The sequence below is a fragment of the Micromonospora sp. NPDC000089 genome (assembly GCF_042899365.1).
GTDB lineage: Bacteria > Actinomycetota > Actinomycetes > Mycobacteriales > Micromonosporaceae > Micromonospora.
Genome location: NZ_JBIAZT010000001.1, coordinates 614,617 through 627,767, shown reverse-complemented (window position 1 = coordinate 627,767; position 13,151 = coordinate 614,617). Strand labels below are relative to the sequence as shown.

Sequence of the window (13,151 nt, the reverse complement as noted above, 5' to 3'; positions counted from 1 at the left end):
CCATGGCCGGCAACCGGTTCCGGTACGGCCAGTGGCGTGGCGGGCCCGACCCGCTCGCCCCGCCGTACGACGTACGCGCCGCGGTGGACTCGGTCGGCGCGGAGGTGCTGGCCGGCGGCAGCCTCCGAGAGGCGCTGCGCGACCTGCTGCGCCGCGGCCCGCAGGGTCGGGGCGGCCTGGACGACCTGGCCGCCCGGGCCCGCCGGTTGCGCCGGGAGGCGCTGCGCCGGGGCGACCTGGACGGTGCGGTGACCCGTTCCCGGGCGCTGCTCGACCAAGCGCTCGCCGCCGAACGCGACGAACTGCGCAACCGCTCGGACGACGACGCGCGGTTCGCCGAGGCGGTGCTGGACAATCTGCCCCGCTCGACGGCCAGGGCGGTGCAGGAGCTGTCCGAGTACCGCTGGGCGAGCGACGAGGCGCGGCAGACGTACCAGAAGATCCTCGACGGCCTGCGCGGCGACGTGCTGGAGCAGCGCTTCGCCGGGTTGCGCGACGCGGCCCGGGCGGCCGGCGACCCGGCCGCCCAGGCCCGCATCGCCGAGATGATGCGGGATCTCAACGACCTGCTGGCCCGGCACGCCCGGTCGGAGGACACCACCGACGCGTTCGCCGAGTTCATGCGCCGGCACGGCGAGTTCTTCCCCGAGCAGCCGGGCGACGTCGACGAGCTGGTCGACGTGCTGGCCCGGCGGGCGGCGGCGGGGGAGCGGCTGATGCGCTCGCTGACCGACCGGCAGCGCGAGGAGCTGGCCGGGCTGATGCGCCAGTCGCTGGGCGACCAGTTGGCCGGCGAGCTGTCCCGGCTCGACGAGCAGCTGCGGTCGCTGCGGCCGGACCTGAACTGGCAACGCGGCGAGCGGGTCCGCGGTGACCAGCCGCTCGGCTACGGCGAGGCGGCCGGCGCGCTGGACGAGATCGCCGAGCTGGACGACCTGCTCGACGCGCTCGACCAGGACCAGCCCGGCGGCACCCTGGACGACGTGGACGTCGAGGCGGTCGCCCGGACGATGGGCCGGGACGCCGCAGACGAGGTACGCCGGCTGCGGGAGTTGGAGCGGGAGCTGCGCCGGCAGGGCTGGGTCGAGCGGGACGCGGACGGCCTGACGTTGAGCCCGAAGGCGTTGCGCCGGCTGGCCGGCACCGCCCTGCGGCGGGTCTTCGCCGACCTGACCGCCGGGCCGCGCGGGCAGCACGACCTGCGCTCGGCGGGCGCCGCCGGCGAGGTCAGCGGCGGCTCCCGGCAGTGGGAGTACGGCGACGAGCAGCCGCTGGACGTGGTGCGCACGCTCACCCGGGCGGTACGCCGGGCCGGGCCGACCGTGCCGGTCCAGCTCGCGGTCGAGGACTTCGAGGTGGTGGAGACCGAGCGCCGGGCCAGCGCGGCGGTGGCGCTCTGCGTCGATCTGTCGTACTCGATGATCTCGCAGGGGCGCTGGGGGCCGATGAAGCAGACGGCGCTGGCCCTGTCGCACCTGATGGCCACCCGGTTCCCGCAGGACGCCCTGCAGATCATCGGCTTCGGCCGGCAGGCGATGCCGCTGACCCAGCTGGAGTTGGCGGCGGTGGAGCCGGACCTGGAGCAGGGCACCAACCTGCAGCACGCGCTGCGGCTGGCCGCCCGGCACCTGCGCCGGCACCCGGGCGCCGAGCCGGTGGTGCTGGTGGTCACCGACGGTGAGCCGACCGCCCACCTCGACCCGGAGGACGGGGAGGCGCTGTTCCACTGGCCGCCGCTGCACGAGACGGTCGAGGCGACCATCCGGGAGGTGGATCGGCTGACCCGGTTCGGCGCCACGCTGAACGTCTTCATGCTCGGCGACGACCCGGGCCTGCGCCGCTTCGTCGACGCGGTGGCTCGCCGCTCGCACGGCCGGATGTTCACCCCCGACCTGGCCGACCTCGGCGAGTACGTCGTCTCCGACTACCTCCGCACCCGCCAGGGCCGCCGCTGACCCCCACCCACCCTGCTACGCCGTCGATCATGGAGTTGTGGTTGTGGACGAAGCGCACTTTCCGGGTGATCCGGGCGCCATAACTCCATGATCGACCGGGCCGGGCGGGGTTTGATGGGGGCGTGGAGACGGCGGAGTTGCGGCGGGCGTACGGGGAGGTGCTCGCCGAGGTGGAGGCGGGCGGGTTCGGGGTGCCGCCGCCGGGACGGCTGGGCGCGGAGCAGCTCGTGGCGCACCTGGCCACGAACGACGAGCTGATGACCGAGGCCGGCGAGGCGGTGCTCGCCGGGGCCCCGTTCGCCTACTACGACCTGGCCGGCGTGCACCGGCCGGAGCTGGACGCCCTGGTCGGCCGGTGCGGCGGCCTGGACGGGCTGGCCACCCTGCTGCGGGCCACCAGCCAGAAGCTCTGCGCCCTGGCCGACCGGCTGGGCCCGGCGGCGGACACACCGGTCGACACCCACCTGCGGGAGGGCTTCGACCTGGTGGTGGACGAGCCGCTGCCCTGGGGGCGGGTGCTCGACCTGCACGCCCGGGTGCACCTGCCGAAGCACCTGGCACAGCTGCGGATGCTGCGCGACGGCCACCCGCCCCGGTCGTGACCGCCCGGCCGCGACGCTGGGCGACGCTCCGCCGCTCGTCGCTGGACATCGCCGGCCCGGGCGTGTTCCGGCACCGGCTGCGGATGGCCGCCCCGCTCATCGCGCAGTGCGCGGTGCTGGCCGGTCTGGCCTGGTGGATCTCGCAGACCCTCTTCGGCCACCAGCGGCCGATCTTCGCGGCCACCGCCGCGTTGGTCTGCCTGACCGCGGGCCTGGGCGGCCGGGGGCGGCAGGCCGTCGACCTGCTGGTCGGGGTGGGCACCGGGGTGCTGGTCGGCGAGGGGGTACGCGCCCTGCACGCCGGCAACGACTTCTGGCTGATTGCGCTGGCGATCGCGGTGGCGATGGCGACGGTCGCGCTGGTCGACCCGCGGCCGCTGACGTACATCCAGGCGGGCGGGGCGGTGCTGATCGTGGTGGTGGTGGGCGCCTCCAGCTCCCCGACCGACTACCTGCTGGACGCCGCGACGGGCGGCGTGATCGGCCTGCTCGGCAGCCAGGTGCTGTTCACCCCGGACCCGGTGCGGCTGGTCGAGGCGCCGGCCCGGGAGATCCTGGCGGACGCCGCCGACGCCCTGCGGACCGCGGCCGACGCGCTGGCCCGGGGCTCCGCCGCCGGGGCGCGGGCCGCCTGCGCGGACGCCCGGGAGGCGCACGCCCGCCTGGGAGAGCTCTCCGCGGCCCGGGCGGCGGCCCACAAGGAGACCTTCCGGACGGTACGGGGACGCCGCCGCGCGGCCCGGCTGCGGCAGGCGGACCAACCGCTGGACGACATGGACGTGCTGGTCGCCGCCGTCCTGCTGCTCTGCGTGGACGCCCGGTCCGAGCTGGCGAATCGGTCCGAGCTGGCGGATCGGTCCGCGCACATCGGCGGCGGGGCCTCGGCCGACGGGACCCGGGCGCGGCCCGCGGCACCGGACACCGGCCACGAATCCCTGCCGCGGCGACTGACGGCGCTCGCCGACGGGCTGATGGCGCTGGCCGCCCACCCGGTGCCGGCCATGCACCCCACCCCGCCCACCGCCCCGGGCGCCACCATCGCGCCCGCCGGCCCGGGCGTCACAACTACCGGCGCGCCGGCCGCCTCCCGGCACGCCGACGTCCATCTGCGCGACGCCCAGCTGGCGCTGCACCGGCTGGGAACCCCACCGCCCTGACCCCGCCGACCGGGCCACACGCCGACCTGGCGAACGGACGGCAGGCCGGGGTCAGGTGCGGCGGAAGCTGCGGCGGTACGCGGTCGGGGAGACGCCGATCCGGTCGTGCAGGTGCTGGCGCAGGGCGGCGGTGGTGCCGAAGCCGGCCCGCCGGGCCACCTGGTCGACGCTCAGGTCGGTGGTCTCCAGCAGCAGCCGGGCGTGCTCGGTGCGCTGCCGCAGCAGCCACTGGGCCGGGCTCAGCCCGGTCTCCGAGCGAAAGTGCCGGGTGAAGGTGCGCACGCTCATCCGGGCGTGCGCGGCGAGGTCCCGCAGGGCCACCGGCTCGTGCAACCGCTGCCGGGCCCACTCCCGGGTGGCGGCGGTGCCGGATTCCGGCCCGCGCGGGACCGGGCGCTCGATGAACTGGGCCTGCCCGCCGTCCCGCCAGGGCGGCACCACGCAGCGCCGGGCCGCGCGGTTGGCCACCTCGCTGCCGTGGTCGGTGCGTACGACGTGCAGGCACAGGTCGATGCCGGCGGCCACCCCGGCCGAGGTGAGCACGTCACCGTCGTCGATGAACAGCACCTCCGGGTCGAGGTCGACGGCCGGGTACAGCCGGCGGAACCGCTCGGCGTACGCCCAGTGGGTGGTGGCCGGCCGGCCGTCGAGCAGGCCGGCGGCGGCGAGCACGAACGCGCCGGTGCAGATCGACATGATCCGCGCGCCGCGTTCCCGGGCGGCCCGCAGCGCGGCGGTCACCTCCGGGTCGACCGTGCCGTCGGTCAGCGGCGGCCCGCCGTCGACGCCCGGTACGACCACGGTGTCGGCGGCCGCGACCAGGCCGAGGTCGTGGTCGGGGAGCACCTGGTAGCCGCCGGAGCTGCGGACCGGTCGCCCGCCGCCGGTGCACGTGCCGACGGTGTAGAGCGGGGTGCCGTCGCCGGTGCGCGCGGCGCCGAAGACCTGGGCGGGGGTGCCGAGGTCGAGGCCGACCCCCTGGTCGACGGTGAGCACCGCGACCCGGTGCGGAGCGACGGTCATGGCCCGATTATTGCGCATCGTGGCTTTCCGGCCACTCGCCCGGCGGTGGGCAGCAGGCCGAGACTCGTACCGTGACCCGCAACCGCCGCCTGCACCCCGCCTGGCCCGTGGCCGCCGTGGCCTTCGTCGCGCTGGTCGGCGCCGCGGGCTTCCGCGCCACCCCGTCGGTGCTGCTGCACCCGCTGCACGCCGAGTTCCGCTGGCCGCTGGCCACCATCTCCGCCGCCGTCTCGGTGAACCTGCTGCTCTACGGGCTGACCGCGCCGTTCGCCGCCGCGCTGATGGACCGGTTCGGCATCCGCCGGGTGGTCGCCAGCGCGCTGGTGCTGGTGGCGGCCGGCAGCGGGCTGACCGTGCTGATGACGGCCAGCTGGCAGCTGGTGCTCTGCTGGGGCGTGCTGGTGGGGCTGGGCACCGGCTCGATGGCGCTGGCCTTCGTCGCCACGGTCACCGGGCGCTGGTTCGTCCGGCGGCGCGGCCTGGTCACCGGGGTGCTGACCGCGGGCGGGGCCGCCGGCCAGCTGGTCTTCCTGCCGCTGCTGGCGATCCTGGTCCGCGACCACGGCTGGCGCACGGCGGCGCTCGTGGTGTCCGGTGCCGCGCTGGCGGTCGTACCGCTGGTGGTGTGGCTGTTGCGGGAGTACCCGGCGGATCTGGGGCTGCCGGCCTACGGCGCGACCGAGGTGACCCCGCGGCCGGCGCCGGCCGGCGGGGCCGCGGCCCGGGCGGTCGGCGCGCTGGCCACGGCCGCGCGGACCCGACCGTTCTGGCTGCTGGCCGGCGGCTTCGCGATCTGCGGCGCGACCACCAACGGGCTGGTCGGCACCCACTTCGTGCCGGCCGCGCACGACCACGGCATGCCGGAGACCACCGCGGCGGGCCTACTCGCCCTGGTCGGGCTCTTCGACATCGTCGGCACCATCGCCTCCGGCTGGCTCACCGACCGGGTGGACAGCCGGCTGCTGCTCGGCGCCTACTACGCGCTGCGGGGCGGGTCCCTGCTGGTGCTGCCCGCCCTCTTCGCGGGCACCGCCCGGCCGAGCATGCTGGTCTTCATCATCTTCTACGGCCTGGACTGGGTGGCCACCGTGCCGCCGACCGTCGCGCTGTGCCGGGAGTACTTCGGCGCCGCCGGCGCGGTGGTCTTCGGCTGGGTGTTCGCCGCCCACCAGGTCGGCGCTGCCGTGGCCGCCACCGGCGCCGGCCTGGTCCGCGACCGGCTCGGTGACTACGCCCTGGCCTGGTACGTCGCCGGGGCGCTGTCGATCGGCGCCGCCGGGCTGTCGTTACTGCTGCGTCGCCGCCAGCCGACGGCGGTGCCGGTGCCGATCCCGGCGCCGGTCGCCCGGGCCTGGAGCTACCGCGGCTGACCGCCCGGCGGCTGCCCGCCCGACCCGGCCCGGCCCAGGTCGCGCCCGAGCCGGCCCAGCCCGGTTCGGGCCCGAGCCGGCTCAGCCCAGCAGGAACTGCTGCTCGGCGGCGGCCGTGCAACCGGTCTGGATCAGGTCCGCGCCCGGGTCGGTGCGGGCGTCCCGGACCTGCGCGCACCGGGTGGACTGCACGCTGACCAGCAGCACCGCCCCGGTGCCGATCGGGGTGACCCGCCACTGCTGGTTGGGCTGCCCGTGGCAACCGAACTGCTGCAGCCGGGCGCCGTCGTCGACGCCGCCGCCCTCGACGTCCAGGCACTGCCCGTACGCGGCGTTGGTGAGGGTGACCACGTCCGGGGCCAGCGGGTTGGCGACCCACTGCTGTTCCGGGCCGCCGGTGCAGGGGGCCAGCACGGCGATGGAGGACTCGCCGGTGCCGTTCAGGCCCACGCAGAGCCCGGAGGGCACCGACCGGATCACCTTGGGCCCGGTCAGCGGCGCGGGCGCGGGCGGCGTGGGGGGTGCGGTGGTGGCCGCCGGCGTGGTCGGGGCGGGCGTCGGCGAGGGCGCGGCCGGGGTGGTGGCCGGCTCGCCGGTGGGCGCGGCGGTCGGCGGCAACGGCGCCGCCGCGGCCGGCACCACCGGCCGGTCACCGCCGCCGAGCACGCCGGTGGCGAAGAAGACCCCCAGCAGTACGCCGGCCAGGCCGGTGCCCAGCGCGACCCGGATCAGCGGGTCCCGCGGCAGGGCGGATCGCCGACCGCGGCGGGCGCCGTAGACGGTGCCGGGCGGTTGTTCGTCGGAGACGGACATGGGGGCATCCTCACCCACCGACCCGCCCGACGGCCAATCCGCCGCGCGTCGACACCGGTCACTCGATGACCGCGACGTCCTTCCAGAACGCCACCCGGTCCCGGACCATCTCGGCGTCCGGCTTCGGCTCGGGGTAGTACCAGACCGCATCGGCGCTGGTCCGCCCGTCGTGGCTGAGCGTGTAGTAGGAGGCGGTGCCCTTCCAGGGGCAGACCGTGTGGGTGGACGACTCGGTGATCAGGTCGTCGCGGAGCGCGGAGCGGGGGAAGTAGTGGTTGCCCTCGACCATGACGGTGTCGTCGCTCTCCGCGACGATCAGGTCGTTCCAGACGGCTTTCGGCATGCTCCCACGCTATGCCCGTCGGCCCGTCCCGGCCACTCGTCCGGTGGGGCGTACGGAAGCCCGTCAGAGGCCGGACGGGAAACCGCAGCCGTGGACGTCCCACCTGAGCGGCCGTTCGCGCGTAAGGTCATCTCATGCGCGCCCTGCGTGATCATGAGCAGGCGGTGGACACGCTGCGACGGTCGTACGCCGCCGTGCCGCCCGGACAACCCGTACGCCTCGCCAAGCGCACCTCCAACCTGTTCCGCCCCCGCCAGGCCACCGGCGCACCCGGCCTGGACGTCAGCGGGCTGGACGGGGTGCTCGCCGTGGACCCGGCCGCCCGCACCGCCGACGTGCAGGGCATGTGCACCTACGAGGACCTGGTCGACGCGACCCTCCCGCACGGGCTGATGCCGCTGGTCGTGCCGCAGCTGCGCACCATCACCCTGGGCGGCGCGGTGACCGGGCTGGGCATCGAGTCGACGTCGTTCCGCAACGGCCTGCCGCACGAGTCGGTGTTGGAGATGGACCTGCTGACCGGGGCCGGCGAGCACCTCACCGCCGGCCCGGACGGCCCGCACGCCGACCTGTTCGCCGCCTTCCCCAACTCGCTGGGCAGCCTCGGCTACGCCACCCGGCTGCGGATCGAGCTGCAACCGGTACGCCGGGCGGTGGCCCTGCGCAACGTCCGGTTCAGCCGGCTGGAGGAGCTCACCGAGACGATCGCCGAGGTGATCGCCAAGGGCGAGTTCGAGGGCCGGCCGGTGGACGGGATGGACGGGGTGATGTTCAGCCCCGGCGAGGCGTACCTGACGTTCGCCACCTTCACCGACGACGCGCCGCAGCTGAGCGACTACACCGGCCAGGAGATCTACTACCGCTCGCTGCGCCGGCGCGTCCGCGACGCGCTGAGCACGTACGACTACCTCTGGCGCTGGGACACCGACTGGTTCTGGTGCTCGGCGGCGTTCGGCGTGCAGCACCCGGTGGTGCGCCGGCTCTGGCCGGCCCGGCTGCGCCGCAGCGACGTCTACCACCGGCTGGTCCGGTTGGAGCACCAGCACCAGGTGGCCGCCCGGGTGGACCGTTGGCGCGGCCGGCCGGCCCGGGAGCGGGTGGTGCAGGACGTGGAGATCCCGCTGGAGGGGACGGCGGAGTTTCTTCGCTGGTTCGCCGGGAACGTCGGCATGAACCCGGTGTGGTTGTGCCCGTTGCGGTTGCGCGAGCCGGCCGGCCCGGGGTCGGCGCGGGCCTGGCCGCTGTATCCGCTCCGGCCGGGGCAGAGCTACGTCAACATCGGCTTCTGGGGCAGCGTGCCGCTCGCCGAGGGCGCGGCGGACGGCGACATGAACCGCTCGATCGAGCGGGCGGTGTCCGAGGCGGGTGGGCACAAGTCCCTCTACTCGGACGCGTACTACGACCGGGCGGCCTTCGACCGGCTCTACGGCGGGGAGACCTGGCGCGCCGTCAAGGACCGCTACGACCCGGACCATCGGCTCACCGGACTCTACGAGAAGGCGGTTGCACGCAGATGAGCCTGACCGACCGTGAACAGGGAGCGTCCAGCGCTTCCGCCGAGCCGCCGGCGGGCGTCCGGCGTACCGGCCCGACCGTGGCGGACGTGGTCCGCGCGGTCACCACCGGGGATCTCCCGATCCGCATCACCGGGTACGACGGCAGCGCTGTCGGCCCGTCCGACGCCGGCATCACCCTGTCGATCCGCTCCGAGCGGGGCCTGTCGTACCTGCTCACCGCGCCGGGCGACCTGGGCATGGCCCGGGCGTACGTCAGCGGTGACCTGGGGTTGGACGGGGTGCACCCGGGCGACCCGTACGAGGCGTTGCGGGTGCTCAAGGACGACCTGCGGCTGCGCGCGCCCTCGGTGGCCGAGGGGCTGGCGCTGGTGCGCGGGCTGGGCTGGGAGCGGCTGCTGCCCCCGCCGGCCCCGCCGCAGGAGGCCCAGCCGCGCTGGCGGCGGGTGATGAACGGGCTGCGGCACTCCCGGGTGCGCGACAGCACCGCGATCTCGCACCACTACGACGTCTCGAACGCCTTCTACGAGAAGGTGCTCGGCCCGTCCATGACGTACACCTGCGCGCTGTTCCGCAGCGAGGACGACACGCTGGAGCAGGCGCAGCGGGCGAAGTACGACCTGGTGGCGAACAAGTTGGCGCTGAAGCCGGGGATGCGGCTGCTGGACGTGGGCTGCGGCTGGGGCGGCATGGTCCGGCACGCGGCCCGGGAGTACGGCGTGAAGGCGCTCGGCGTGACCCTGTCGAAGGCGCAGGCGCAGTGGGCGCAGGCGGCGATCGAGCGGGAGGGGCTCGCCGACCTGGCGGAGGTGCGGCACCTGGACTACCGGGACGCCCCGCGCGAGCAGTTCGACGCGATCTCCTCGATCGGGCTGACCGAGCACATCGGCGTGCGTAACTACCCGGCGTACTTCGGGGCGCTGCGCGGCCGGCTGCGCCAGGGCGGCCGGTTGCTCAACCACTGCATCACCCGGGCGGACAACCGGGCGCCGCACCGCTCCGGCGCGTTCATCGACCGGTACGTCTTCCCGGACGGCGAGCTGGCCGGGCCGGGTCGGTTGATCGGTGAGGTGCACGACGCCGGGCTGGAGGTGCACCACGAGGAGAACCTGCGCCGGCACTACGCGCTGACGCTGGCCGCCTGGTGCCGCAACCTGGTCGAGCACTGGGACTTCTGCGTCCGCGAGGTGGGTTCGGGCACCGCCCGGGTGTGGGGCCTCTACATGGCCGGCTCGCGGATGGCGTTCGAGCGCAACGGCATCCAGCTGCACCAGGTGCTGGCCACCCACAACGGCCCGGACGGCGTCAGCGGCTACCCGCTGCGCCCGGACTGGACGGCCTGACCGCACACCGCCCGTCGACGAGAGCCGCGCCGCACCGGCGCGGGACGGTGGCCGGGCTCGCCGAGCTGCGCCGCTTCCACGAGATGGCGAACTGGCAGCCGATCTGGCTGTCGGTCGAGATGCCGACCCCGGCCTGACCCGACCACCCGGTCCCTGCCGCCTGAGTCCGCGCGACGGCAGGGACCGCGCGGTTCAGAGGTACGGCCGGGTGATCAGCTCGATGGCGTGGCCGGCCGGGTCCTTGAAGTACACGCCCCGGCCGCCGTGCTCGTGGTTGATCTCACCGGGCCGCCGCATGTGCGGATCGGCCCAGTGCGTGACGCCGCCGGCGGATAACCGCCGGTACGCCCGGTCGAACAGCTCGTCGTCGACCAGGAAGGCGTAGTGCTGCATCTGGATCTCCACCGGCGGCTCGGCGAACTGCAGCAGGGTGCCGTCGTCGAGCTGGATGTTGGTGAAGAAGCCCCAGGACGGCGCCGCCGGAAGCTCCAGCAGCTCGCGGAAGAACCGGGCGGACTCCTCGCGGTCCTTCGAGGCGATGATGGTGTGGTTGAAACTGACGGGCATTCGGTCGACCTCGCTCACGTGCCGGCAACAACAGGGACTCGTGGTGTGCGGGTCACTGTGGCGGGCCGCGGGCCGAACGACGGGGACGCCGGGCGGGCGTCCGGTGGCGGATCAGCCGTCCACCGGGTCGCCGATCCGTGCGTGGCGAGATGCCGGTCCGGTGATCACGCCCCGAGCCTAGCCGCCCCTGCGCCGGAAAAACAGGAGGTGATTTTCGAGGGCCGGCTGGGTAATGGCGGGCGATGTTCTTCATCTTCGGCCTCCGGACCAAGGTCACCCGGTCCGGTGTCGTCACGCAGGTCTGTCGCCACTGCGGCAACCAGGCGGCCCAGGTGATCACCCGGCGGGCCACGAAGTTCAGCCTCTTCTTCATCCCGTTGATCCCGATCCGGACCCGCTACGTGCAGCAGTGCTCGTTCTGCGGCGCCGAGTACGCGGTCGCCAGGGACGAGGCCCGGCGCCTCCCGGTCGGCTGATCCATGGCCCGTTTCCTCTGCTGGTTGATCGGCCGGCAGCCCGCCGCACCGGCCGCCGCGCCGGTGCACACGGTGTCCCGGCCGCCGTGCACGCCGGGCCGGCGCCGGCACCGTCGGCGCAGCCGCCCGCTGGCCGGCGCGCAGTCGCCCCGCTCGCCCTGGAACCGCTCCGCCGGCCGCTGAGCCGGCGGGCCACGAAGGACGGCGCACTGAGGTAAATTCCTCGATGCCGTGGACGCCGGTAGGGGCGGAGCGGGCAAGATCCCGGGCGGCCGTGACCGGTGGCCCGGGGTGGTTCGGCTCCGTCCAGCTTCCAGCCCTGTGAGGCAGTCATGAGCGCGTCGCCCGTGCCCACCCGGCGTGCGACGGGCGTCGGCCCCGGTCGGCACGCCTCGCGCCGCCGCGCGTTCGGCGTCGTCGCGGTGGCGCTGCTCGCCACCATGGTCGTCACCGACGTCATCCCCGCCCGGCACGCCGACGCCGCGGTGATCGAGGAAAATCACTCCATCTCGTACGGCGGCCAGGACGGCAGCGCCGTCTACACCCCGGCCAACTCGACCGTCGCGGTCCTACAGTCCGACGAGGTCACCCGGGAGAGCATCCGGATCTCCGTGGTCGAGAAGGACGGCCCGTGGGACCTGGCCTTCGAGTTCGCCTCCCGGGACAGCTCCCACGAGAAGCTGACGGTCGGCTACTACGGCGACACGCAGATCGGTCCCTTCACCGATCCCGGGCGGCCCGGCATGTCGATGGGCCCGATCGGCTTCTGCAGCGACCAGCGGGGCAACTTCGAGGTCCGCGACATCCAGCGGAGCGGCCCGACGATCACCCGCATCTGGATCACCTTCCAGCGGTACTGCAACAACGCCCTCTCCGTCGACCAGCGCCCGACGTTCGGCGAGATCCGGCTCGGTTACCCGAAGCCCGCGTCGGTCGACGTCACCCCCCGGGCAGTGCGGTGGCCGCCCGGCCCCGACCCGGGCCAGTCGTCGTACGACGTGCCGGTGACCGTGTTCCCGACCGGCTCGACGCCGGTCACGGTCAGCTCGGTGGCGGTCACCGGGCCCACCCCCAGCTCGTTCCCGATCCGGCGCAACGGGTGCACGGGCGTGGTCGGCCCGTCCGGCTGCACGGTGGTGGTGGGCTTCGTCCCGCCGGCCGGCGGCCCCCGCTACGCCCGACTGGAGGTGAAGACCTCGGCCGGCACCCTCACCACCACCCTGGACGGGGCGGGCAACCTGGGCGTCAGCGACTGGTCCGTCGACGTCGACCACGACGAGCCCACCTACCCCGACCTGCACATCGACGTGCCGCACTCGCTCAGTTGGGGCAACCCGTACGAGCTCGCGTCGCAGGGCTGGGATGCCGACGGCTCCCTGTGGAACACCCAGTACTACCCGCCGAGAGGGGAGAAGTTCGCCCAGGGCGGCCACTACGAGTACAAGCCCGACGGCCTCGGCCCACTGGTCAGCCTCGCCCAGGGCAACAACGCGTGCGAGATCACCCGGGCGACCCTGGACATCGCCAAACTGGCGTACCAGGGGGTGGACGACCGGCTCAGCCTGCTCGACGCGACCTTCTCGACGTACTGCCGGGAGGCCAGGGGGCACACCGTCCGCGGGCGGATCCGGCACCACGCCCGGACGGACCTGAAGGGCCCCTTCCGGGTCAGCGAGGTCAGCGCGGTGCGCGACGGCGGCTACGTCAACCTGAGCTGGACCAACCCGCCGTCGACGGACTTCGCCCGGACGATCGTCCGGTGGTATTCGGGTGACGTCGCGCCGGGCGCGCCCGACGTGGGCAACCTGGCCCGCTACGGCACCACCAGTCCGGTCCGGTTCGCGGCGCCGACCGGCCAGCCGGTCGCCATCGCGATCTGGACGTTCGACAAGACCGGCAATGCAGGGCTGCGGACCAGCCTCGTCGTGCCCTGACCGGCGCCGGCCGGGGGCCGACCGACCGTCCGGGCCCCCGCCGCCCCCACGTCA

12 protein-coding genes are annotated in these 13,151 nt (G+C 74.6%); 8 read left to right on the top strand and 4 right to left on the bottom strand.

Annotation, left to right across the window (positions count from 1 at the left end; all coding sequences use genetic code 11):
• Window positions 1-2 precede the first annotated feature (2 nt).
• The 3 genes from ACFY3U_RS02980 to ACFY3U_RS02970 all read left to right on the top strand — a co-directional run bounded on the left by ACFY3U_RS02980 (window position 3) and on the right by ACFY3U_RS02970 (window position 3,714).
• Window positions 3-1,955, top strand: coding sequence for a VWA domain-containing protein (locus ACFY3U_RS02980; protein WP_387193851.1), 1,953 nt, complete (start codon window positions 3-5; stop codon window positions 1,953-1,955).
• A gap of 122 nt (window positions 1,956-2,077) precedes the next feature.
• Entirely contained in the window at window positions 2,078-2,557 is a 480-nt protein-coding gene (locus ACFY3U_RS02975) for a hypothetical protein (protein ID WP_387193848.1), read from the top strand.
• Window positions 2,554-3,714: an aromatic acid exporter family protein gene (locus tag ACFY3U_RS02970; protein ID WP_387193845.1), complete on the top strand. Its 1,161-nt coding sequence runs from the start codon at window positions 2,554-2,556 to the stop codon at window positions 3,712-3,714. The genes ACFY3U_RS02975 and ACFY3U_RS02970 overlap by 4 nt, the downstream gene beginning before the upstream one ends.
• A gap of 51 nt (window positions 3,715-3,765) precedes the next feature.
• Here the strand turns inward: ACFY3U_RS02970 and ACFY3U_RS02965 are convergent, their stop codons facing one another.
• Complete coding sequence (locus ACFY3U_RS02965; RefSeq protein WP_387193842.1) at window positions 3,766-4,737, bottom strand: GlxA family transcriptional regulator; 972 nt, start codon at window positions 4,735-4,737, stop codon at window positions 3,766-3,768.
• A 71-nt stretch (window positions 4,738-4,808) separates the two neighbouring features.
• On the opposite strand from ACFY3U_RS02965, the gene ACFY3U_RS02960 reads away from it, so the two are divergent.
• Window positions 4,809-6,107 (top strand): MFS transporter, encoded by a 1,299-nt coding sequence (locus ACFY3U_RS02960; protein ID WP_387193839.1) that lies wholly within the window; start codon window positions 4,809-4,811, stop codon window positions 6,105-6,107.
• A gap of 81 nt (window positions 6,108-6,188) precedes the next feature.
• Here the strand turns inward: ACFY3U_RS02960 and ACFY3U_RS02955 are convergent, their stop codons facing one another.
• Both ACFY3U_RS02955 and ACFY3U_RS02950 read right to left on the bottom strand, forming a co-directional pair.
• On the bottom strand, window positions 6,189-6,920 hold the full coding sequence (locus ACFY3U_RS02955) for an RICIN domain-containing protein (protein ID WP_387193836.1): 732 nt from the start codon (window positions 6,918-6,920) through the stop codon (window positions 6,189-6,191).
• Window positions 6,921-6,978: 58 nt separating this feature from the next.
• The gene (locus tag ACFY3U_RS02950; protein WP_387193833.1) at window positions 6,979-7,263 is read right to left on the bottom strand and encodes a DUF427 domain-containing protein; all 285 of its coding nucleotides are present in this window, start codon (window positions 7,261-7,263) and stop codon (window positions 6,979-6,981) included.
• 134 nt (window positions 7,264-7,397) lie between these two features.
• On the opposite strand from ACFY3U_RS02950, the gene ACFY3U_RS02945 reads away from it, so the two are divergent.
• Both ACFY3U_RS02945 and ACFY3U_RS02940 read left to right on the top strand, forming a co-directional pair.
• Entirely contained in the window at window positions 7,398-8,780 is a 1,383-nt protein-coding gene (locus ACFY3U_RS02945) for an FAD-binding oxidoreductase (RefSeq protein WP_387193830.1), read from the top strand.
• A complete protein-coding gene (locus tag ACFY3U_RS02940) occupies window positions 8,777-10,120 on the top strand; it encodes a class I SAM-dependent methyltransferase (RefSeq protein WP_387193827.1) in 1,344 nt (447 codons plus the stop codon). The genes ACFY3U_RS02945 and ACFY3U_RS02940 overlap by 4 nt, the downstream gene beginning before the upstream one ends.
• A gap of 192 nt (window positions 10,121-10,312) precedes the next feature.
• Here the strand turns inward: ACFY3U_RS02940 and ACFY3U_RS02935 are convergent, their stop codons facing one another.
• Entirely contained in the window at window positions 10,313-10,687 is a 375-nt protein-coding gene (locus tag ACFY3U_RS02935) for a VOC family protein (protein ID WP_387193824.1), read from the bottom strand.
• 242 nt (window positions 10,688-10,929) lie between these two features.
• Between ACFY3U_RS02935 and ACFY3U_RS02930 the strand changes: the two genes are divergently transcribed.
• Both ACFY3U_RS02930 and ACFY3U_RS02925 read left to right on the top strand, forming a co-directional pair.
• Window positions 10,930-11,163 carry a zinc-ribbon domain-containing protein gene (locus ACFY3U_RS02930; RefSeq protein WP_387193821.1) on the top strand — a complete coding sequence of 78 codons (234 nt, stop codon included), beginning with the start codon at window positions 10,930-10,932 and terminating at the stop codon, window positions 11,161-11,163.
• A 332-nt stretch (window positions 11,164-11,495) separates the two neighbouring features.
• On the top strand, window positions 11,496-13,097 hold the full coding sequence (locus ACFY3U_RS02925) for a hypothetical protein (protein WP_387193818.1): 1,602 nt from the start codon (window positions 11,496-11,498) through the stop codon (window positions 13,095-13,097).
• The last annotated feature ends 54 nt before the right edge of the window (window positions 13,098-13,151 follow it).